This window comes from Pseudomonas sp. 2995-1 (assembly GCF_002742505.1).
GTDB lineage: Bacteria > Pseudomonadota > Gammaproteobacteria > Pseudomonadales > Pseudomonadaceae > Aquipseudomonas > Aquipseudomonas sivasensis.
In genome coordinates, this window is the sequence record NZ_LJSA01000250.1 from 26,736 (window position 1) to 48,402 (window position 21,667).

Here is a 21,667-nt window from a genome sequence, read left to right on the forward strand (position 1 = left end):
AATGAGCGAAGAACGCAACATGATCCCGCTGATTCTCACCGGCATCGGCACCATCATCGGCACCGTCGGCTGCCTGTGGTACTACGGCTACCTGCACTTCGCCAAGCCGGAAGATGCGTTGTTGCTCAGTGACTTCACCATGCTCAAAACCGTGCCTGGCGAGGACTACAAAATTTCTTTGACCCCGGCGGCCCAGGTGGCGCAGTGCGTCGATGGCGTGCTGGTGATGTTCGACACCGAGCAGAAAGGCCTCAGTGGCGTGCTGGTAAACAACAAGAAACAGGCAGTACGTTGTATGGGGCAGGAAACGCCACAACTGCAGCAGTAAGCCCTCTTAAAACCTCACGATTTGCGACTCGCCCCCGTAGATCGTGCAGCTGCAGCCCCCGTACTGAACTGAAATATCTGGAACCGTATCGCGCCAGCAACCACTGAATGCGATATGACTTACACAGATCGGGGCCGAAAACGTGGCGATCACTATTGCTGCAATACGCAACATGCTGGACATGGCGAGGGGGCATGAGTCGTTGCAACGGCTGGATGCTCAGGACCATGAACTCCAGCAAATGATGGACAAGCTGTCACACAATACTTATGGCGCGAAGATAGAGCTGCCCGCTGAGGATACGCATCGAACGGTCCAGTTCGATGAGCCCAAAAAAAACCCACCGTAAGGTGGGTTTTCTTATCCAGCGTTAATCAATCAGTTAGCGACGGAAGAGCGTGGCTTCACTGGTTGGTTATCGTTAGAGATGGTCACTTCAACACGACGGTTCATGGCACGGCCCGACACGCTGCCATTATCGGCAACCGGGTATTCCTTGCCGTAGCCGGTGGTCACGATGCGGCGTGGGTCAACGCCCATCTTGATCAGCGCAACCTGAACCGAAGCGGCACGGCGCTCCGAGAGGCTCTGGTTGTAGGCGTCAGCGCCGGTGCTGTCGGTGTAACCCTCAATGATCACTTGGCGATCCGGGTTTTCCTGGAGGAACTGCGCCAGCTTGTTGATGTTTACCAGGCCGCTGGATTTCAGATCGGCCTTGTTGGTAGCAAACAGCACGTCACCAAAGGTCACCAGGGTGCCGCGATCGGTTTGCTTAGCGTTCAGGCTGTCTTGCAGTTGCTTGATCTGAGCGTCACGAGCGTCGAGCAGGGCGCGGGCGCGTTCGTCACCAGCATTTTTCAGCTTGGCCTCGGACTCGCGCAGCGCGATGGTGTCTTTAGCCACTTCAACGCGCTGATTGGTCAGGTAGGCCAGTTGGTCGACTTTTTTCTGGTCTTCCTTGTCGCGATAGGCTTTGTCAGCCTTGTCCAGCCAGTCCTGAGCGTCCTTGGTTTCCAGAGCCGCTACTTTGGTGGCGTTCGGGTTGGCCTGCAGGGCCGAGAAGTTGGTCCGTGCATTTTCCAGGTTCGCGTTTGGCGGGGTGGAGCAAGCCGCCAGTGCAACGCTCATCGCCAGCAGGGCAGGGATCATCAATTGTTTACGCATAGTCATGTCGTCCTTTCAATTCGATATCGGGTGCAATGCAATCAGGGGCAGCAGCTTATTTCTGCTGGATAGCAGCCGGGCGCATGCCTTCCTGACGCAGCTCCTGAACAGCTTTCTGGGAGTCCTTCACAGCCTGGTCGGCTTTGGCGGCCTGGGCTTTGCGCTCTGCAACGCGAGCGTCCCACTCGGCTTGCTCGGACAGGCGACGGGCTTCGTCGTAGTTCTTGTCATGCATGGCGATTTCGGCTTGCTTGAGCTTGTCCTGGGCCGACTTCATTTCTACGGCCGCGTACTCGGTGCCGCCGGCGCTGACAGCGCTGTTCACCGCGGACTGGGTTACTGCGTATTGCTCAGTCGGAGGGTTGCCGGCGCAGCCCGCCAGAACGAAGCTGGTGCCGATTGCCAGCGCGGCCAATTTAAGCCCGCGCAGGTGGTTAAACGAGGATTTGGCAGTGCTGGTCTTCATCGTCTTCAACTCCATTGGATAACTCCTGAAAAACTTCAAAATCCATCGCAGGTGGTCAGCGGTTGTGGGCCTGGCGGTTAAGCGCGGGGCACCTATTCAAACGGCTGTTCCAAGTGATGGCTTACTGGCTGTGACCGGAGGCTTTTTTGAATAGTTCAGAGAAGATGGCGATTTGCCTAAAAAAATAACTGACTGAACGGTCAGCGTAAAAAAATGGAACTTTTGCTGCGCGCAGAAGTACGCCGGGCCTCTTGGAGGCCCGGAATACAAGGGGTAGATAGACGGCGGTTAGTGCTTGGATTCGTCGACGCTGGCCGACAAGTCATGCAGATAGCGCCGCGACAACGTGAGAAAACGTGGCGTAGGGCCGACGTCTTCATAAAGCGGATCGCCCTCTTCATCGGTGGCGATGACGTGTTGCCCTTTGATGTAGGGGAAGCTGGCTTCCAGCTCTTCAAGGGCCGCGCCGATCAGCTCACCGAGCAGTTCTTCGGTACTGCGCTTGGGGTACATCTCGGCGATGGCCGCCAACCGTGCGGCGGCCTCTACATCAAGATGGATGGCGTACTCGGTCTTGGTCAAACGACCCTTAGCGTTCTCTTCCCAATGCTGGGCCAGTTCTCGAATTTTCATGGCAACCTCAATAAAGCCCGCGATGGCAGGCGGTGATGAGTGACCAGTCGCTCGCGTGGATAATGCGGCGGCTCACCGTTGAGACTAGCTGCAAGCCGCAAGGTTTAAAGTCTTGTCATAAAACGATGCTGACGGCACTCTGGCAGGCCTGCGCGTCCCGGATTTCTGGCTGGAGATTGGCTGATGAGTGATATCGATGCACGCTTGCGTGAGGATGTTCACCTGCTGGGTGAACTGCTGGGCAACACCATTCGAGAGCAGTATGGCGATGATTTTCTCGACAAGATCGAGCAGATCCGCAAAGGCGCCAAGGCTGACCGCCGGGGTGCCGGTGATGAGCTGAGCACCAGCCTCAACCAGTTGCAGGAGGACGAGCTGCTGCCCGTGGCCCGGGCGTTCAACCAGTTCTTGAACCTCGCCAATATCGCCGAGCAGTACCAGTTGATTCACCGGCGTGACGAGTCGCAGCCGGCACCGTTCGAATCCCGTGTGTTGCCTGAATTGCTGGCGCGTTTGCAAAGCGAAGGCCATAGCAATGAATCCCTGGCCCGCCAGTTGGGGCGCCTGGAGATCGAGTTGGTCCTCACCGCCCACCCCACCGAAGTGGCGCGCCGCACCCTGATCCAGAAATACGATGCCATCGCCGCGCAACTGGCGCTGCAAGATCACCGCGACCTCACCACGGCTGAGCGCGAACAGATCCGCCAACGCCTGCAACGGTTGATCGCCGAAGCCTGGCACACCGAAGAAATCCGCCGCACCCGACCCACTCCGGTGGACGAAGCCAAATGGGGCTTTGCGGTGATTGAGCATTCGCTGTGGCACGCCATCCCCAATTATTTGCGCAAGGCTGACCAGGCCCTGCATGCCGCCACTGGCCTGCGTCTGCCTTTGGAAGCCGCGCCGATTCGTTTTGCGTCGTGGATGGGCGGCGACCGCGACGGCAACCCGAATGTGACCGCGCCGGTCACCCGTGAAGTGTTGCTGCTCGCACGGTGGATGGCCGCTGACTTATACCTGCGCGATATCGACCACTTGGCGTCCGAACTGTCGATGCAAAAGGCCAGCCCGGCGTTGCAGGCCAAGGTTGGCGACAGCGTCGAGCCCTACCGCGCCGTGCTCAAGCAACTGCGCGAACGTCTGCGAGCCACACGCCAATGGGCGCACACCGCATTGAGCAGCAGCACGCCGGCACCGGCCGAGGTGTTGCAGAACAACCGCGACCTGCTGGAACCGCTGGAGCTGTGCTACCAGTCGCTGCATGAGTGCGGCATGGGCGTGATCGCCGACGGTCCGCTGCTTGATTGCCTGCGCCGTGCTGTGACCTTTGGCCTGTTCCTGGTGCGGCTGGATGTGCGCCAGGATTCCAGTCGCCATTCGGCGGCCATGACCGAAATCACCGATTACCTGGGCCTCGGTCGTTACGACGAGTGGGACGAAGACGCACGCATCAGCTTTCTGATGAAGGAATTGGCCAACCGGCGACCGCTGCTGCCGGGCTATTTCAAACCGTCGGCGGACACAGCCGAAGTACTCAACACCTGTAAGGAAGTGGCTGCCGCGCCGGCTGCCTCGTTGGGTTCTTATGTCATCTCCATGGCCGGCGCCGCGTCGGATGTGCTCGCCGTGCAATTGCTGCTTAAAGAGTCGGGCGTACAACGGCCGATGCGCGTGGTGCCGCTGTTCGAAACCCTGGCCGACCTGGATAACGCCGGTCCCGTGATCGAACAGCTGTTGCTGCTGCCGGGCTACCGTGCGCGTTTGCAGGGCCCGCAGGAAGTGATGATCGGCTACTCCGACTCAGCCAAGGACGCCGGCACCACCGCTGCTGCGTGGGCGCAATACCGCGCGCAGGAACGGTTGGTGGATATCTGCCGCGAGCAACAGGTGGAACTGCTGTTGTTCCATGGTCGCGGTGGCACCGTCGGCCGAGGCGGCGGCCCGGCACACGCCGCGATCCTGTCGCAGCCGCCGGGCTCGGTGGCAGGGCGTTTCCGTACCACTGAGCAGGGCGAGATGATCCGCTTCAAGTTCGGCCTGCCGGATATCGCCGAGCAGAACCTCAATCTTTACCTGGCCGCCGTTTTGGAAGCGACGCTGCTGCCACCGCCCCCACCCGAGCCAGCCTGGCGCCACTTGATGGACGAATTGGCCGCCGATGGTGTGAGCGCCTACCGTGCGGTGGTGCGGGAAAATCCGCAGTTCGTTGAATATTTTCGCCAGTCCACCCCCGAGCAGGAGCTCGGCCGTTTGCCGTTGGGCAGTCGTCCAGCCAAGCGCCGTGCTGGTGGTATAGAAAGTCTGCGCGCCATCCCGTGGATCTTCGGCTGGACACAGACTCGGCTGATGCTGCCTGCCTGGCTGGGCTGGGAAGCGGCGTTGAGCAAGGCGTTAGAGCGCGGCGAAGGTGAACTGCTGGGGCAGATGCGTGAGCAGTGGCCGTTCTTCCGTACCCGTATCGATATGCTGGAAATGGTCCTGGCCAAGGCGGATGCCGATATCGCGCGTCTCTATGACGAGCGCCTGGTGCAGCCGGATCTGTTGCCATTGGGGGTGCACTTACGCGACCTATTGTCGCAGGCGTGTGACGTGGTGCTTGGCCTGACTGGCCAGTCGCAACTGCTGGCCCACAGCCCTGACACCCTGGAGTTCATTCGCCTGCGCAACACCTACCTTGATCCCTTGCACCTGTTGCAGGCTGAGTTGCTGGCACGTTCGCGCCAGCAGGAAGCGGCGCAGGACAGCCCTCTGGAACAGGCGCTGCTGGTGTCCGTGGCCGGTATTGCCGCCGGGTTGCGCAACACCGGCTGAGGTTTTTTGCGTGTTCTCAAGGGCTTGCAGATAAACCACGACGACCGTCCGGAAAAGGGCGGTCGGCGTTTAGAGCGTCGGGTTGCACTCAGGCACACCCTACCTATGGCGCATGCCGGGCGCGGTTCCTGCGACTTTTGGCGGCTTGTGTGGTTAAGGCCTGCTGTGTATCTTGATCAGCCTTTGGCCGTTTGGGCGGCCGGAATCCTATTTTTACGAGCCATACTTCTACGAGATTTGCCCCCACGCGGTGAATCCGAGCGTCATCTCTATATAAAAAATTGAGGAGCACATCGATGCGCGTCATTCTGCTGGGAGCTCCCGGGGCCGGTAAAGGTACTCAGGCAAAGTTCATCACTGAAAAATTCGGCATTCCACAAATCTCCACCGGCGACATGCTGCGTGCGGCCGTCAAGGCTGGCACCGAGCTGGGCCTGATCGCCAAGAGCGTGATGGACAGCGGCGGCCTGGTCTCCGATGACCTGATCATCAACCTGGTCAAGGAACGCATCAGCCAGGAAGACTGCAAGAACGGTTTCCTGTTCGACGGCTTCCCACGCACCATTCCCCAGGCTGAAGCCCTGGTGAAGGCCGGCGTTGAGCTGGATGCTGTGGTCGAAATCGCCGTTGAAGACGAAGAAATCGTCCAGCGTATTGCCGGTCGTCGCGTTCACGAGGGCTCGGGCCGCGTGTACCACGTCGTCTACAACCCGCCGAAGGTTGAAGGCAAGGACGATGTCACCGGTGAAGACCTGGTGCAGCGTAAAGACGACACTGAAGAAACCGTGCGTCATCGCCTGTCGGTCTACCACTCGCAGACCAAGCCATTGGTAGATTTCTACCAGAAGCTGTCCGCTGCCCAGGGCAAGCCGAAGTACAGCCACATCCCTGGCGTTGGCTCGGTAGAAGCCATCACTGCCAAGGTGCTGCAAGCACTGAGCTGATCCTACGATCGGCTCGCTCAACAACGGCCCGCTTGCGGGCCGTTGTTGTTTATACTGGCGCACTTTTTTTCGACTTGGACACCCACACCGATGAGCACCCTGCTGGCCCTGGACACCGCGACTGAAGCTTGCTCCGTTGCCTTGCTGCACGATGGCATCGTTACGAGCCACTACGAGGTGATCCCGCGCCTGCACGCGCAGAAGCTGTTGCCGATGATCAAGCAACTGCTGGAAGAGGCGGGCACCACCCTGGCTGCTGTCGATGCCATCGCTTTTGGCCGTGGTCCGGGGGCGTTTACCGGTGTGCGGATCGCCATTGGCGTAGTTCAGGGCCTGGCATTTGCCCTGGAGCGCCCGGTATTACCGGTCTCCAACCTTGCGGTGCTGGCCCAACGCGCATTGCGTGAGCATGGCGCTCCGCAAGTCGCAGCTGCCATTGATGCGCGGATGGATGAGGTCTATTGGGGTTGCTACCGCGAAACCGCTGGCGAGATGCGTCTGGTGGGCGTGGAAGCTGTGCAGTCACCGGAATCGTCCGTATTGCCGGACGATGCTAGCGGCGACTGGTTTGGTGCGGGCACTGGCTGGGGCTACGGCGAGCGTATCGGCGTTCAACGGGTTGGCCAGGACGCCGCCATGTTGCCTCACGCGGAAGATCTGCTGACCCTGGCGCGATTCGCGTTTGAGCGTGGCGAGGCGATTCCTGCGGATCAGGCTGCGCCGGTTTATCTGCGCGATAAAGTGGCTCAAACCAAAGCCGAACGCGGGATTATTTGACGCCAAAAATGATGGCAATGTGAGGCAAAAGTCGCCAATCGTCAGAATTTGCCACGGGTTTTAAACCTTTTTCAAATTATGTGTTCTAGTTATCACCAGAGCATTTGCGCGCTACGGATTGCGCCACTAAAATGCCATCACTGATACCGAGTTCGCATCCATGCGTATAGACGGCTTTTCCTCACAGTCCTACCCAATCAAACGTAAGCCACGTAAGGCGAACGTCACGGTAGACGAGTCCGTCGAAGACTCACCGGACTTCATCGAAGTCCAGCCCGATGCACAGTCCAACGCCCAAGCACGAATCAGCGGTCTTCCCGCCCGTCAACAAGACATGGTTTTCCCGCGCTCGATGAGCAAAAGCGTTGCCACTGCCCTGGCCAGCTACCTGACCACCGCCGGCTTTGTCGAATGGGATATGGAAGTGTTGGGCCTCGACATCCACATCTGATGCGCCTGCCTTACTACCTCGGTTGCCCGTCCTGGAGCGAAAACGCCTGGCGCGAGTACCTGTATCCCGCCGATGCACGCTCCAGCGACTACCTTGCCCTCTATTCCCAAGTCTTTAATGCGGTTGAAGGCAATACCACGTTCTACGCCCGCCCTTCGGCCGCCACCGTGCAGCGCTGGACCGACATCATGCCCGACGATTTTCGTTTCACAGCCAAGTTTCCAGGTGATATCAGCCATGGCGGCGACTTGCGTGAGCAATTGCCAGCGGCAGAAAGCTTTGTCAGTTTGATGAGCCCGCTCGGTGAGCGGGTTTCGCCGTTGTGGCTGCAACTGTCGGCGAGTTTCTCGCCGCAGCGCCTGGCGGAACTGGCCGGTTTTATTGATGGCCTGGAGCGCCCGCTGGCAGTGGAAGTGCGCCACCCGGAGTTCTTCGCCAAGGGCGATGCCGAGCGCATGCTCAACCGTCTGCTGCGCGACCGTGGCGTCGAACGTATCTGCCTCGACCCGCGCGCATTGTTCAGTTGCACGTCCACATCGGCAGCGGTGCTGCATGCCCAATCAAAAAAGCCCAAGGTGCCCACACGCCCGGCCGCGCTGACCCAGTTTCCCCAAGTGCGATTTATCGGCCATCCCGAGCTTGAGGCTAACGACCCGTTCCTGATCCCATGGGTGGAGAAAATTGCCGGCTGGATCGAAGAGGGCCGCACGCCCTATGTGTTCCTGCACACCTCGGATAACCGGCTCGCCGCGCAGCTGGCACTGCGCTTCCACGCCCAGCTGATGGCGCGTCTGCCTGGCTTGCCCGCGTTGCCGACATTGGATCGGCAACCCGAAGTCGAACAACTGGGGTTACTCTAAGGCTCCTTTTTTCGCCAGGATTCAGTCATGGATGCCCAAACCCGACGCGCCGAAACCTTCAAGGCCTTGCATGAGCGCGACCGCGCCTTCGTGATGCCCAATCCTTGGGACGCAGGCTCCGCAGTAATGCTCGCCAGCCTCGGCTTTGAAGCTCTCGCCACGACCAGTGCGGGTTACGCGTTCAGCCTGGGGCGCCCGGATGCGGAAGGGGCGTTGTCCCTGGAAGACACCTTGCTCAATGCCGCCATGATCGCCAAGGCCACCGCACTGCCGGTGGCAGCCGACCTGGAAAACGGCTTCAGTGATACCCCCGAAGGCTGTGCCCAAACCATCCTGCGCGCTGCTGCCAGCGGCATTGTCGGCGGCTCCATCGAAGATGCCACAGGTATCAGCGCCGACCCGATCTACCCCTTTGACCTCTCAGTGGAACGTGTGGAAGCCGCCGTCGCCGCCGCTCGCAGTCTGCCATTCCCCTTCACCCTGACGGCCCGTGCGGAAAACCTCCTGCATGGTCGCCTGGATTTACCTGACACCATTCGCCGTCTGCAGGCCTACGCCGAAGCGGGTGCCGACGTGCTGTATGCGCCGGCCTTGCGCAGCGCCGATGAGGTGTTGGCGGTGGTCAAGGCCGTGGCGCCAAAGCCTGTGAATGTGTTGATGTCCGGTGGGCTGAAACTCAGCGTGGCGCAATTGAGCGCGATGGGAGTGAAGCGCATCAGCGTGGGATCGGCCATGGCGCTGGCGGCTTATGGTGAATTCTACCGGGCGGCCCAGGAAGTCTATGAACTGGGCACCTTCAGCTTTACTGAACGCTCGATGCCCTTCAGCACGGCCAATCAGTTCTTCAAGGGCTAAGCGGTGCGTTTTTTCAAAATATTGGGCGTGTTGCTGCTGCTCGGCGGTGCTGTTGCCGTGGGCGTATGGCGAGGCTGGGTGCCGCTGCCCGCTGAGTGGAACCCGTGGGCGCCGCTGGACGTGCGTGCCAGTCCGAACCTGTTGACCCGCTACAAACTGGGCCGCCTGCAGGAGGATCCGGCGTTGTGCGACCAGGTGCTGAAAACGTCCGGTCTGCGTGTCAGTCATCAGGCGGACACGCCCGCAGACGCCGCCTGCCCTTTGCGCAATACCTTGCGCGTGCAGGGCGCAGAAGTGGCATTAAGCAGCAGCTTTCTCGCCAGTTGCCCGTTGGCGGTGGCGTTCGCACTGTTTGAGCGCCACAGCCTGCAACCGGCGGCGCAGGCGGTGTTTGGCCAGGCGGTCACGCGTGTCGATCACCTGGGCAGCTTTGCCTGCCGCAATATCTATGGTCGGGCCGAGGGGCGGCTCAGCCAGCATGCTTCGGCCAATGCCCTGGATATCGCCGGGTTTCGGCTGGCGGATGGGCGCAGTATCAGCGTGCTCAAGGATTGGCCGGGGGAGGGCGCCAGCGCACGGTTTTTACGTCAGGTGCGCGATGGTGCCTGTGAAGATTTCAACGTGGTGTTGAGCCCGGATTACAACGCCGCGCACCGCAACCATTTCCATCTGGACATGGGGCGTTGGTGGGTGTGTCGCTGAGGCTCAGGCGGCCAGGCGCAGGTTGTTGGCGATCAGTGGGCGTGCCCAGTAGTAGTCGAAGTCCAAGGCCTTTTGTTGGGCCACCAGCTCTTCGATCGGGTACGGCGTGGCGGGCGGCGGCAGCAAGTCCAGTTCGAACTCCGCGATCGGCAGGTGCAGAGGGCGAGGTTGCGGCGCCGGGCTAGGCTCGGGCAGCGGTTGGCCTGCGGTGAGGACGATGGGGCGTACCCAACCGCTTTCGAAGTTCTGTTGGCGCTGCTGGGCGACGATTTCTTCGTCCGGGAACGGAGTTGCAGCCGGTGGCAGCAACTCGGTTTCGAATTCGGCGATCGGCAGGAAAAGTGGCTCAGGCGGAGCGATTTCAGTGTCTTTCACGTCGCACTCACGCTGCGTGAGGATCTGCGACAGCAGGTCGGCGCCTTCGTGGGGTTCTACCGCAGGGTCCACCGGCGCCGGCGCCTGGGCGGCCAGCGCGCCCGGCGTATCGCCGAGCTGCTCGGCCAGCGCTCGGGCGAAGAAGTCTTGCCACACATGACTCACCCCGGCCAGCGCTTGAGTATTGCGCAGGCCGTAATGGTTATGGGTCGGCAGTACACCGATGGTTAGGGGGAGAATGTCTGACATTTTTCTCGGTCGACGCTCAGCTCTGGCAAAATACCTGACTGTTATTTTTATCGGCCGCTGTTTGCCGATCCTTAATATTTTTGAGCGTAGTGATTCATGAGCGAACAACCAGCGGCCAGCCGCATCCAGGTCGAGGCTTTGGGCGAAGGTTTTAAGGGCCGCGCCGAGCAGTGGGCATCTCTGCTTGGCTTGCCTTTACAGCTCGCGGACGCGGACTTTTCCCTGCAAGTTGGCGAGCATGGCCTACAGCTGCAACAGCTAGGTCCTGACGCGCCGGGCCCGGTGCGGGTGGACTTTGTTGAGGGCGGTGCAGCTCATCGTCGACTCTATGGTGGCGGCAGCGGGCAGATGATCGCTAAAGCCGTAGGCATCGCCCAAGGCGTGCGCCCTCGGGTGCTGGACGCCACGGCAGGCCTGGGCAAGGACGCGTTTGTGCTGGCCAGCCTGGGCTGTGAGATGAGCCTGATCGAGCGCCAGCCGTTGATCGGCGCTTTGCTTGAAGACGGCCTGGCGCGTGGTGCAGATGACTTTGAAGTCGCGCCAATCGTGGCACGCATGAAGCTGCTCAAGGGCAACTCCATCGACGTTATGCTCAACTGGGAAGGCGAGCCGCCCCAGGTGATCTACCTCGACCCAATGTTCCCTCACCGTGAGAAAACCGCCTTGGTGAAGAAGGAAATGCGCCTGTTTCGGCCGCTGGTGGGTGATGATCCGGATGCGCCAGCCTTGTTGGCCGCCGCCCTGGCCCTGGCCAGCCATCGCGTGGTGGTCAAGCGCCCCCGCAAGGCGCCGTGCATCGAGGGACCAAAGCCGAGCCATGCGCTGGACGGCAAGTCCAGCCGGTATGACATCTATCCCAAAAAAGCGCTCAAAGCCTGATGTTCAAGGCCTGTACGCCCGCATAAACAACCCTACTACCTCCTGCACATGGGCTTCGGCGGCGTGTTCACTCAGATGCCCGCCGCAGCCATACAGCAGGCAGAAATTTGCCGTGCCCTTGAGCAGGCAGAAGAAGTGCTCGGCCGCCGTGAAAGGTTTGTCGATGCTCAGGGCACCGCTCTGGTCGATCTTGCTGAGCAGGCGCTCCATGCCCTGGAGCATGCGCATGGGCCCGGCTTCGAAAAAGATCTGTGAGAGTTTCACGTCCTGATTGCCGGTGGTCATCATCAAACGATGCAGGTTCACCGACTCCTCGCTGTTGATCAGCCGATGAAAACCGCGCGCGATATTCAGCAACACCGTCTCGACTGGCATGCCCTCCGGCAGCTCGAAGTACATCACCGGTAGCTGCTCTTCGCACGTCGCCACCACGGCGGCGGTGAACAAGGTCTCTTTGTCGGTGAAGTGGCTATAGACGGTCAGTTTCGACACGCCGGCCTCAAGGGCTACGGCATCCATGCTGGTGCTGGCATAACCATTCCCCAAAAACAGAGTTTTCGCTGCCTGAAGAATTGCCTGGCGTTTTGCCATGTCCTTGGGACGCCCGGGGCTATTGGTGTTAACGCGATTGTCGGACATTTTCACCTTTAATACTGGACTGGTGAGTTTGGTATTAATAACATACTGGCCAGTATAATTATTCCTAGCTTCATTTGCGAAAGGTCCTTCAGCATGCGCAGCACTTTCCTGCCCTTTGCGTTGCCTGTCAGCCTGGTCTTAATGTTGGCCGCCTGCGGCCATGAAGAATCGGCCCAGATCACCGTCCGCCCTGCCATGGTGGTGCAACCGCAACCGTCGGCACAGTCGATGGACAGCTACCCCGGAGAAGTGCGGGCTCGCTATGAGCCGGACCTGGCCTTTCGCATCGGTGGCAAAGTCAGCAAACGCCTGGTTGAAGAGGGTGAGCGCGTCAAGGCCAACCAACCGTTGGCGGAACTCGACCCCCAGGACGTGCGCCTGCAACTGGAGGCTACCCGCGCCCAAGTCGCCGCTGCCCAAGCTAACCTGAGCCTGGTCCGCGCCGAGCGCGATCGCTATAAGACCCTGATGGACCGTCAGATGGTCAGCCGTTCTCAGTACGACAATTCCGAAAACCTCTACCGATCCGGCGAAGCGCGCCTCAAGCAGATCAAGGCCGAATTCGACGTGGCCAGCAACCAAGCCGGTTACGCCGTGCTCCGTGCCCCGCAGGATGGAGTCGTCGCTAAGCGCGCCGTGGAGGTCGGCCAAGTGGTGTCGGCTGGCCAAACCGTGTTCACCCTGGCCACCGATGGCGAGCGCGAAGTGCTCATTAGCCTGCCCGAACAAGGCTTTGGTCGCTTCAAGATCGGTCAGCCGGTAGCCGTGGAGTTGTGGAGCCAGCCGGACCAGCGTTTTACCGGACGCATCCGTGAACTGTCTCCCGCAGCCGATCCAAAATCGCGCACCTTTGCCGCCCGAGTGGCGTTTACCGGCGGTAAAGTCCCGGCGGAATTGGGCCAAAGCGCTCGCGTATTCATACAGACCGAGGGTGTCGTTCCGCTGTCGGTGCCGCTGTCTGCCCTCAGCGCGGAGAATGGCGCGTCTTACGTCTGGCGTGTGGAAACGGACAATACCCTCAAGCGCGTACCGGTGCGCATTGGCGCCTTCGGCGAAAAAACCGTTCCGGTGCTGGAAGGCTTGAAACCCACCGATTGGGTGGTCGCCGCGGGCGTGCATGTGCTCCACGAGGGCCAGCAAGTGCGCCCGGTGGATCGCTCCAACCGTGTCGTGAATCTGGCGGCCAAGGAGTAGTCCCCGATGGGTTTCAATCTTTCCGAATGGGCGTTGCGTAATCGCCAGATTGTACTGTTCCTCATGATCCTGCTGGCCGTGGTTGGCACCTTGTCCTACACCAAGCTGGGACAAAGTGAAGACCCGCCATTCACCTTCAAAGCCATGGTGATCAAGACCAACTGGCCCGGTGCTACGGCCCAGGAAGTCTCGCGTCAAGTCACCGAGCGCATCGAGAAAAAACTGATGGAAACCGGCGAGTACGAGCGCATTGTCTCGTTCTCGCGCCCTGGCGAGTCCACGGTTACCTTCATTGCCCGCGACTCCATGCACTCGGCGCAGATTCCTGAGCTGTGGTACCAGGTGCGCAAGAAGATTAGCGACATCCGCCAGACCTTGCCGCCGGATATCCAGGGCCCGTTTTTCAATGACGAATTCGGCACCACCTTCGGCAATATCTATGCGCTGACCGGCAACGGTTTCGACTATGCCGTGCTCAAGGATTACGCCGACCGCATCCAGATTCAGCTGCAACGGGTAGCGGATGTGGGCAAGGTGGAGTTGCTCGGCCTACAGGATGAGAAAATCTGGATCGAGCTGTCCAACCTCAAGCTCGCCACCCTCGGCCTGCCATTGGCAGCGGTGCAGCAGGCGTTGCAGGAACAGAACGCGGTGTCCACGGCCGGCTTCTTTGAAACCCCGAGCGAGCGCGTGCAACTGCGTGTGTCGGGCAACTTCAAGACGGTGGAGGAGATCCGCGACTTTCCGATTCGAGTGGGCGACCGGACCTTTCGTATCGGCGATGTAGCTGACATTCACCGTGGCTTCAACGATCCGCCGGCACCGCGCATGCGTTACATGGGCGCCGATGCAATCGGCCTGGCCGTGGCCATGCGCGACGGCGGCGATATCCTGATATTGGGCAAGGCGCTAGAAGGCGAATTCGCACGTTTGCAGAAGAACCTTCCGGCAGGCATGGAGTTGCGCAAGGTGTCGGACCAACCGGCAGCGGTGAAAACCAGTGTCGGAGAATTCGTGCAGGTATTGGCTGAGGCATTGGCGATCGTATTGCTGGTGAGCTTCTTCTCTCTCGGCGTACGCACCGGCATGGTGGTGGCCCTGGCGATTCCGTTGGTGCTGGCGATGACCTTCGCCACCATGTATTACCTCGGCATTGGCCTGCACAAGATTTCCCTCGGCGCACTGGTACTCGCCCTCGGTTTGCTGGTGGATGACGCGATCATCGCCGTGGAAATGATGGCAATCAAAATGGAGCAGGGCTACGACCGGCTCAAGGCCGCCAGTTTCGCCTGGACCAGCACCGCCTTCCCGATGCTCACCGGCACGCTGATTACGGCGGCAGGTTTCCTGCCGATTGCCACTGCGCAATCGAGCACCGGCGAATACACCCGTTCGATTTTCCAGGTGGTGACCATCGCGTTACTGGCCTCGTGGGTCGCCGCGGTGGTGTTCGTGCCATACCTGGGGGAAAAGCTCCTGCCGGACCTGGCGAAGATTCACGCAGCCAAACATGGCGCTGAGGGCCCGGATCCCTACGGAACGCCGTTCTACCAGCGCGTAAGGCGTTTGGTGGAGTGGTGCGTCACTCGACGTAAAACCGTGATTGTACTGACACTGCTGCTGTTTATCGGCTCAGTGGCGCTATTTCGCTTTGTGCCACAGCAGTTCTTTCCGGCCTCGGGGCGCCAGGAACTGATGGTCGACCTGAAACTGGCCGAAGGCGCGTCCCTGAGCAACACTGCCGATCAGGTCAAACGCCTGGAAGCCTTACTCAAGGACCATGCCGGCATCGAGAACTACGTGGCTTACGTCGGCACCGGTTCGCCGCGTTTCTACTTGCCGTTGGACCAGCAACTGCCCGCCGCGAGCTTTGCGCAATTTGTGGTGCTGGCCAAAACCATCGAAGAGCGCGAAAGCTTGCGTACCTGGCTGATCGCAACCCTCAACGAACAATTTCCCGACCTGCGTTCGCGCGTTACCCGCCTGGAAAACGGCCCGCCCGTGGGTTATCCGGTGCAGTTTCGCGTGACCGGCGAACATATCGAGGAAGTTCGCGCCCTTGCACGGAAAGTTGCCGCCAAGGTTCGCGAAAATACCCACGTGGTCAACGTTCACTTGGACTGGGAAGAACCGAGCAAAATTGTCTACCTGAACATCGACCAGGACCGCGCCCGCGCCCTTGGTGTGAGCACTGCCAACCTGTCGAAATTCCTGCAGAGTTCACTCACCGGCTCAAGCGTCAGCCAATACCGGGAGGACAACGAATTGATCGAGATCCTCCTGCGCGGCACGGTCCACGAACGCACCGAACTGTCGCTGCTGCCTAGCCTGGCGGTGCCGACCGACAACGGTAAAAGCGTGGCCCTGTCGCAGATCGCCACCCTCGAATACGGATTCGAGGAAGGCATCATCTGGCACCGTAATCGCCTGCCGACGGTCACCGTGCGCGCCGACATCTATGGCAAGGAACAACCGGCGACGCTGGTGCAGCAGATCCTGCCGACCCTCGAAGGCGTGCGGGCCGAACTGCCGGATGGCTACCTGCTGGACGTCGGCGGTACCGTCGAGGACTCCGCCCGCGGGCAGAACTCGGTGAAGGCCGGCGTGCCGCTGTTTATTGTGGTGGTGCTGACCTTGCTGATGCTGCAACTGCGCAGCTTCTCACGCACGGCAATGGTGTTTCTCACGGCGCCGCTGGGCTTGATCGGCGTCACGCTGTTCCTGCTGGTGTTTCGTCAGCCCTTTGGCTTTGTAGCCATGTTAGGGACCATCGCCTTGTCGGGCATGATCATGCGCAACTCGGTGATCTTGGTGGACCAGATCGAGCAAGACATCAAGGCTGGCTTGGCGCCGTGGCAGGCGATTATCGAAGCCACCGTCCGACGCTTTCGCCCGATTGTGCTGACGGCACTCGCGGCGGTATTGGCGATGATCCCGCTGTCTCGCAGTGTGTTCTTCGGACCGATGGCGGTGGCGATCATGGGCGGGCTGATTGTGGCGACGGCGTTGACGCTATTGTTCCTGCCGGCACTGTATGCTGCGTGGTTCAAAGTGAGGAAGGACGTCGCGTAACCATGTTGGCCACTGTTTCAGCCCTGATATTGCTACTGCTTGCCCCTGGCCCCACCAACACCCTGCTGTTTCGCGCAGGTGTGTTGTTCGGGTTTCGGGCATCCTGCAAGCTCGTGCTAATCGAGTGCCTGGCGTACTTGCTGCAAGTGTCGGCATGGGGTGTGGCGCTTCTCTATCTCGCGGCGTTTTCACCGTGGGCGTTGAAGGCGACGCAACTGGCGGCGGCGTGCTACCTGCTGTATGTGTCGTGCAAATTGTGGCAGCGCAAGAACAGCGAGATCAGCCCTGGCAAAGATCGCTTCACCGGGTTGTACTTCTTTTTGTTGACGGTCATGAATCCCAAGGGCTTGCTGATCGTTTCCTTTATCGCTCCGTCCAATACGTTCACCGCCGCGCAAGGTTATGCCGAGTTCATGGGGTTATTGGCGTTGGTGGTTGTGCCGGTAGGGGCTGCTTGGGTGTTGTTGGGGAGTCGCTTCGAAGGGATGCAGAAGAGTTGGCTCACGCCCTTGAAGATCAATCGAATCACGTCGATTGCCATTGGCTGCTTCGCAACCTTGATGATGGGCCGACTGGCCGATTCAGTTTTTCACTAGAATCGCTCCCCGTTGCAGGGAGCGATCCTCGCGCTGCTTATAGTGCTCCAAACACCTTCTTCGCCAAACTCGTCGCTGCAGCGGCCGGGTTCTTGCGAATCGTCTCTTCCTGCTGCGCAATCATCTTGAACAAACCATCCAGCGCCTGTTCGGTCACGTAGTTTTCGACGTTGGCGCTCTTGGCATCCACCGCACCAAAGGCTGCCGCTTTGCCCGCCAGGGCGTTGTACTGCTGGGCCACGCCGACCTTATCCGTAGCGGCCTTGACGATCGGCAGGAACTTGGCGCGGATTGCATCGCGCGAGCTTTTGTTCAGGTATTGGGTGGCCGAATCCTGGCCGCCGCTGAGAATGCCTTTAGCGTCGGTCACGCTCATGTTTTTCACGGCGTTGACCAGGATCGGCTGGGCCTGGGTCACAGCGGTTTCAGCCGCTTTGTTCATGCTGGTTTCCAGTTGCGTAACCTGGTCGCCCATGCCGAACATTTTCAACTTCTCGGCGACTTTGCCCAGTTTGCCCGGCAGGCCGATCTTCACTTCAGGGTTGTCGCTGAAACCGCCGGGTTTGCCCAGTTGTTTCACTGCGATCTGTGCGCCTTGGGTCAGGGCATCCTTAAGGCCGCCGCTGGCGTCGCCTTGGGACAGGCTACTCAGGTCCAGGGCCATGGCGTTGGCGCCGAGCAGCAGGCCGGCACACAGAGCAGTGAGGCGAAGGGAATTACGGAGCATTTGCGCTTCCTTATGATCTGGAAAATATCAGTGTGCGACCGCATCAACCCGCAGGCGCAGCGGCTGCGGATCCTGGCCGTTGAGCTGCACGGCGTGACGTTCGGTAGTGATAAACAGTAGCTTGCCATCCTGTTCGATGCGAGCACTCACCGAATAACTGTGGCCCGGTTTAATCTGTGCCGGGTCGTAATTCAGGTGAAACGGCAGCGGTACCTGGCCTTTGATCGGGCCTTTCTGTTCCGCAAGGATCACGGCCGGGGCGTCCATAAGGGACACGTCCTGCAGGCTGACACTAAAGGTTGCTGTTGGCGGCAGGGCGATGCGTTGCAGGTAAAACACTTCGCCATCGAGGCTGGCCTTGGGGGCAGGGGTCATGGATTGGCAAGCTCCCAGCAGGGCGGTCAGGCTCAGGAGGATGATCTTTTTCATGGTGCGGCTCCTTGTCAGCGACGCCAGCATCCCGCTGGCGCCTTATTCAATCTAGCGGGTTTCTTCAGGCTCATCCGGTTGTTCGGCCGCGCCATCAACACGATGCAGGGCCACCTGGCGAATCGACAGGCGAATCTCAGCCGGCAACACCCGTTTGGCCGCGCCTTCTGCCAGTTCGCCGAGCAGATCGTGATAACTCAGTTTGCCGGCCTCATCGCGACGCAGCACATCCTGTTCCAGCAGCGTCTGGATGAAGTGTCGGAAAAGGCTCTTGTCGAAGAACTCCGGGGCATTGAGGCCATGCAGGATCGACAGGCGCTGGGCCATGATCGTGCAGAGGTCCTCCAGCTCTTCGGCGCTGATGGTGTTCTGGCCGCTGTTGAGCAGCAGCGAGATTGCCATGTAGAAGCGTTGCAGGGTCTGGGCGATGCTCTTGGACAGCAGCGTCAGCAGTACGAATTGCCGCGAGCTTGGCGCCGGGCGCAAGTACACGTTGTTTTCGAAGCGCAGCAGACCTTGTTCGACAAAGGCTTCCAGCCACTGGTCGACGACAGTGTCCAACTCCTCCAGCGACCAGCGGATAAACAGCTCCGATTGCAGGTATGGGTACAGCGCGTGGGTGTAGCGCAGAATTTGTTCGCGGCTCATCCGCGAACTGCTCTGGAAAAAACTCGCCAGCAGCGCCGGCAGGGCAAAGATGTGCAGCACGTTGTTGCGGTAGTAGGTCATCAGGACGGCGTGCTGCTCGTCCAGGTAGACAATCTTGCCTAGGGCGTCGCTCTGTTCTGACAGCAGGTCCATGTCCTTGACGTGCTTGATCAACGCCAGGCCATCCCCCTCGGGCAGAGTGGTGTGGGGTGAGTAAGGCACGCGGCGCAGCAGCGCGAGGTACAGGTCCAATTGGCGGGCCATGGCCTGTTCGTCTAACGCCAGGCGTGTGGTGGACAGCAGCGCCAGGGCCACTAGGTTCACCGGGTTCACCGCCGCCGCTTCGTTCAAGTGGCGGGCCACCCGCTCGCTGAGGCGGTTGGTGGTCTCGTTGAGCCACGCCGGCTTGTAGTTCGGAGCCAGTTCCTGGGTGCGCCAGTCGGGTTGTTCGCTGTCGAGGAATTCCGCCAGCTTGATCGGCTCGCCGAAGTTGACCGCGACCTGGCCAAAGCGCTGCTTGAGCGCGCCGACCACTTTGAAAATGTCGAAAATCGACTCCTTCTTCTTGCTCGCGCCGCGCAGTTCTCCGAGGTAGGTCCGGCCTTCCAGCACGCGTTCATAGCCGATATACACCGGCACAAACACAATTGGCATACGCGAGGAGCGCAGGAAACTGCGCAGCGTAATGGCCAGCATCCCGGTCTTCGGTTGCAGCATGCGCCCGGTACGCGAGCGTCCGCCTTCGACGAAGTACTCAACCGGGAAACCCTTGGTGAACAGGGTGTGCAGGTATTCGTTGAACACCGAGGTGTACAGCGGGTTGCCTTTGAAGGTGCGGCGCATGAAAAACGCCCCGCCACGGCGCAGCAAACTGCCGATCACCGGCATGTTCAGGTTGATGCCCGCGGCGATGTGCGGCGGGGTCAGGCCATTCTTGAACAGCAGGTAGGACAGCAGCAGGTAGTCGATATGGCTGCGGTGGCAAGGCACGTAAATCACCTCGTAGCCTTGGGCAACCTTTTGCACGCCCTCGATGTTATTGACCTTGATGCCGTCGTAGATTTTGTTCCAGAACCAACTCAGCACCACTTCGAGGAAGCGGATCGCGGTGTAGGTGTAGTCCGAGGCGATTTCGTTGCCATAGCGCAGGGCCTGGGCCTTGGCTTTTTCGGGGCTGATTTTTTCCCGTTCGGCTTCATCCAGGATGGCCTGACGCACCAGCGGCATATTCACCAGGCCTTTGACCAGGTTGCGGCGGTGAGACAGGTCGGGGCCGATTACGGCTGTCTTCAGGTTACGAAAGTGCACACGCAGGATGCGCTGGGCCATGCGCACGGTGCGTTCGTGCCCTTTATTGTGCTCGATCAATTCACGCAGGTTGATGGGCGCGGAGAATTGCACACGGGTCTTGCGACCAAGAATCAGGATGCTCAACAGACGGCGTAGACGGCCGGTGACGGCCCAACTGTCGGCAAACAGCAGTTTCCACGGGCTGGACTCGCTCGCCGGGGTTTGGCCCCAGAACACACTGACCGGAATGATTTGTGCATTCTCTTCGGCGTGTTCGCTCAGGGTGTTGACCAGGCGAGTCAGGGTGGGCGGCGCGCCGCGCTTGTCCTGACGGCCGAGCCAGTCCGGTTCAGGCGTGAGGTAGAAGAACGCCGCTGGCTCCATCAACGGGCCAACCGATACTGGCAGCACCGGGCGCGGCAGGCCGGCCTTGGTGCACTCGGCATCGACCACCGCCAATTCGGTGAGGGAGGGCGATTGCAGGACGTAGAACACCGGCCGGCTGCGGTCCAGGTTGAGGGTAAGGGACGACTGGTTGATCGTTTCCGAGCGAACCCAGAGGTACAACAGTCGGCGCAAGGTGCCAAACACCAGACGGCGGAACGGGGAGCGGGTCATAGGCGAGCTGCTTCAAGTGGAAAAAACCGAGCAGGCGCTCGGGCGCGTAGTGTGCCGTATTCGCCGAAAATCGGCAAAAAAGCAGCGATGTAAACTTGAGTTGATCGTTTTTGAGCCTGTCTTATACTCGGCAGTTCAACGCGACTGACTCAACAATAAAAAAACGTACGTGGGAGTAAGACAGATGGCAACGCGCGAAACCGGCAATGTGAAGTGGTTCAACGATGCAAAGGGCTATGGCTTTATTCAGCGTGAAGATGGCAAGGATGTGTTCGTGCACTACCGCGCTATTCGCGGTGATGGCCACCGTTCCCTGGCCGAGGGCCAGCAGGTGGAATACGCCGTGGTGACCGGCGAGAAGGGCTTGCAGGCGGAGGATGTGGTCGGTTTGTAATACGGGTTTTTGTTACACCGCAGAACCCATGTGGGAGTGGGCTTGCCCCCGATTGCAGAGTGTCAGCCACTGAACACATTGGCTGATACACCGCTATCGGGGGCAAGCCCCCTCCCACATGTTGATTGTGGTTTACCGCTCAGGCTCAGGCAGTTTTCCAGGTGATCTGCTCTTCACCGTCTGCGCTGATGCGAATCCAGGTGTCGGCGCTTTCCTCACCTTCTTCCTCGACCCACGTCCCCGGCGCGCAGCGCACTTCAACGTTCAGTGCAGCAAACGCGGCGCGGGCGCAGGCGATGTCGTCGTCCCACGGGGTTTGGTCACTTTCCAGGTACAGGCTGTTCCATTTGCCTACAGCCTTGGGCAGCCAGGTGACCGGCACGTCACCGGCCTTGCACTTGTAGGTCTGGCCACGCTGGACCCAGTCGGTGCACGGGCCCAGGGCGGCGCCCAGCCAGGCGGCGATGGCCTTGTAGTCGACGTCGGCGTCCTTCAGGTAAATCTCGATATCGGGTTGGCGCATGGATATTCCTCGTTGCGGGATTCGAAAATCCATTCGCGGATAC

At 60.1% G+C, this 21,667-nt stretch carries 23 protein-coding genes; 14 read left to right on the forward strand and 9 right to left on the reverse strand.

Translation table 11 applies throughout. The annotated features are described in order from the left end of the window. Position 1: 1 nt before the first annotated feature. Positions 2-328, forward strand: coding sequence for a hypothetical protein (locus tag AOA61_RS04925; protein ID WP_003172217.1), 327 nt, complete (start codon positions 2-4; stop codon positions 326-328). A 142-nt stretch (positions 329-470) separates the two neighbouring features. Further along, positions 471-677 carry a hypothetical protein gene (locus AOA61_RS04930; protein ID WP_032891713.1) on the forward strand — a complete coding sequence of 69 codons (207 nt, stop codon included), beginning with the start codon at positions 471-473 and terminating at the stop codon, positions 675-677. A 29-nt stretch (positions 678-706) separates the two neighbouring features. On the opposite strand, the gene AOA61_RS04935 is transcribed toward AOA61_RS04930, so the two are convergent. From AOA61_RS04935 to AOA61_RS04945, 3 genes are all read right to left on the reverse strand, one after another. After that, entirely contained in the window at positions 707-1,492 is a 786-nt protein-coding gene (locus AOA61_RS04935; RefSeq protein ID WP_032891712.1) for an OmpA family protein, read from the reverse strand. Between the two features lie 55 nt (positions 1,493-1,547). Beyond that, positions 1,548-1,973 carry a DUF4398 domain-containing protein gene (locus AOA61_RS04940; protein ID WP_032891711.1) on the reverse strand — a complete coding sequence of 142 codons (426 nt, stop codon included), beginning with the start codon at positions 1,971-1,973 and terminating at the stop codon, positions 1,548-1,550. A 273-nt stretch (positions 1,974-2,246) separates the two neighbouring features. Further along, positions 2,247-2,591: a pilin assembly protein gene (locus tag AOA61_RS04945; RefSeq protein WP_099601259.1), complete on the reverse strand. Its 345-nt coding sequence runs from the start codon at positions 2,589-2,591 to the stop codon at positions 2,247-2,249. Positions 2,592-2,774: 183 nt separating this feature from the next. Between AOA61_RS04945 and ppc the strand changes: the two genes are divergently transcribed. The 7 genes from ppc (at position 2,775) to AOA61_RS04980 (ending at position 9,991) form a co-directional block, all read left to right on the forward strand. Continuing rightward, positions 2,775-5,402, forward strand: coding sequence for a phosphoenolpyruvate carboxylase (ppc, locus tag AOA61_RS04950; protein WP_032891709.1), 2,628 nt, complete (start codon positions 2,775-2,777; stop codon positions 5,400-5,402). Positions 5,403-5,698: 296 nt separating this feature from the next. Then, complete coding sequence (adk, locus tag AOA61_RS04955; protein ID WP_003172225.1) at positions 5,699-6,346, forward strand: adenylate kinase; 648 nt, start codon at positions 5,699-5,701, stop codon at positions 6,344-6,346. A 90-nt stretch (positions 6,347-6,436) separates the two neighbouring features. Then, positions 6,437-7,123, forward strand: a complete 687-nt coding sequence (gene tsaB / locus AOA61_RS04960; protein ID WP_099601260.1) for a tRNA (adenosine(37)-N6)-threonylcarbamoyltransferase complex dimerization subunit type 1 TsaB — start codon at positions 6,437-6,439, stop codon at positions 7,121-7,123. Positions 7,124-7,283: 160 nt separating this feature from the next. Beyond that, positions 7,284-7,574 (forward strand): hypothetical protein, encoded by a 291-nt coding sequence (locus AOA61_RS04965; RefSeq protein ID WP_095183991.1) that lies wholly within the window; start codon positions 7,284-7,286, stop codon positions 7,572-7,574. After that, positions 7,574-8,434, forward strand: coding sequence for a DUF72 domain-containing protein (locus AOA61_RS04970; RefSeq protein WP_099601261.1), 861 nt, complete (start codon positions 7,574-7,576; stop codon positions 8,432-8,434). Before AOA61_RS04965 ends, AOA61_RS04970 begins: the two co-directional genes overlap by 1 nt. Positions 8,435-8,461: 27 nt before the next feature. Continuing rightward, on the forward strand, positions 8,462-9,289 hold the full coding sequence (locus AOA61_RS04975) for an oxaloacetate decarboxylase (RefSeq protein WP_032891704.1): 828 nt from the start codon (positions 8,462-8,464) through the stop codon (positions 9,287-9,289). Positions 9,290-9,292: 3 nt separating this feature from the next. Beyond that, a complete protein-coding gene (locus AOA61_RS04980; RefSeq protein ID WP_099601262.1) occupies positions 9,293-9,991 on the forward strand; it encodes an extensin family protein in 699 nt (232 codons plus the stop codon). Between the two features lie 3 nt (positions 9,992-9,994). On the opposite strand, the gene AOA61_RS04985 is transcribed toward AOA61_RS04980, so the two are convergent. Continuing rightward, entirely contained in the window at positions 9,995-10,615 is a 621-nt protein-coding gene (locus AOA61_RS04985; RefSeq protein ID WP_099601263.1) for an energy transducer TonB, read from the reverse strand. A gap of 96 nt (positions 10,616-10,711) precedes the next feature. On the opposite strand from AOA61_RS04985, the gene AOA61_RS04990 reads away from it, so the two are divergent. After that, positions 10,712-11,494, forward strand: coding sequence for a class I SAM-dependent methyltransferase (locus AOA61_RS04990; protein WP_032891699.1), 783 nt, complete (start codon positions 10,712-10,714; stop codon positions 11,492-11,494). A gap of 3 nt (positions 11,495-11,497) precedes the next feature. On the opposite strand, the gene AOA61_RS04995 is transcribed toward AOA61_RS04990, so the two are convergent. Further along, positions 11,498-12,133, reverse strand: coding sequence for a TetR/AcrR family transcriptional regulator (locus tag AOA61_RS04995; RefSeq protein ID WP_032891696.1), 636 nt, complete (start codon positions 12,131-12,133; stop codon positions 11,498-11,500). A gap of 93 nt (positions 12,134-12,226) precedes the next feature. Between AOA61_RS04995 and AOA61_RS05000 the strand changes: the two genes are divergently transcribed. The 3 genes from AOA61_RS05000 to AOA61_RS05010 are packed head-to-tail and all read left to right on the forward strand — an operon-like array spanning position 12,227 to position 16,995. Continuing rightward, positions 12,227-13,327 (forward strand): efflux RND transporter periplasmic adaptor subunit, encoded by a 1,101-nt coding sequence (locus tag AOA61_RS05000; RefSeq protein ID WP_099601264.1) that lies wholly within the window; start codon positions 12,227-12,229, stop codon positions 13,325-13,327. A gap of 6 nt (positions 13,328-13,333) precedes the next feature. After that, a complete protein-coding gene (locus tag AOA61_RS05005) occupies positions 13,334-16,399 on the forward strand; it encodes an efflux RND transporter permease subunit (protein ID WP_095183997.1) in 3,066 nt (1,021 codons plus the stop codon). Positions 16,400-16,401: 2 nt separating this feature from the next. Further along, positions 16,402-16,995, forward strand: coding sequence for a LysE family translocator (locus AOA61_RS05010; RefSeq protein ID WP_099601265.1), 594 nt, complete (start codon positions 16,402-16,404; stop codon positions 16,993-16,995). Positions 16,996-17,032: 37 nt separating this feature from the next. Here the strand turns inward: AOA61_RS05010 and AOA61_RS05015 are convergent, their stop codons facing one another. Genes AOA61_RS05015 through plsB form a run of 3 tightly spaced genes read right to left on the reverse strand, consistent with a single transcriptional unit; the run spans position 17,033 to position 20,707 of the window. After that, the gene (locus AOA61_RS05015) at positions 17,033-17,722 is read right to left on the reverse strand and encodes a DUF4197 domain-containing protein (RefSeq protein WP_032891686.1); all 690 of its coding nucleotides are present in this window, start codon (positions 17,720-17,722) and stop codon (positions 17,033-17,035) included. A 27-nt stretch (positions 17,723-17,749) separates the two neighbouring features. Further along, positions 17,750-18,151 carry a YbaY family lipoprotein gene (locus tag AOA61_RS05020; protein ID WP_099601266.1) on the reverse strand — a complete coding sequence of 134 codons (402 nt, stop codon included), beginning with the start codon at positions 18,149-18,151 and terminating at the stop codon, positions 17,750-17,752. 51 nt (positions 18,152-18,202) lie between these two features. Then, positions 18,203-20,707, reverse strand: a complete 2,505-nt coding sequence (gene plsB, locus AOA61_RS05025; protein ID WP_099601267.1) for a glycerol-3-phosphate 1-O-acyltransferase PlsB — start codon at positions 20,705-20,707, stop codon at positions 18,203-18,205. Between the two features lie 184 nt (positions 20,708-20,891). Between plsB and AOA61_RS05030 the strand changes: the two genes are divergently transcribed. After that, the gene (locus AOA61_RS05030; RefSeq protein WP_032891681.1) at positions 20,892-21,101 is read left to right on the forward strand and encodes a cold-shock protein; all 210 of its coding nucleotides are present in this window, start codon (positions 20,892-20,894) and stop codon (positions 21,099-21,101) included. A 145-nt stretch (positions 21,102-21,246) separates the two neighbouring features. On the opposite strand, the gene AOA61_RS05035 is transcribed toward AOA61_RS05030, so the two are convergent. After that, positions 21,247-21,624 carry a hypothetical protein gene (locus AOA61_RS05035; protein WP_032891679.1) on the reverse strand — a complete coding sequence of 126 codons (378 nt, stop codon included), beginning with the start codon at positions 21,622-21,624 and terminating at the stop codon, positions 21,247-21,249. Positions 21,625-21,667 lie beyond the last annotated feature (43 nt).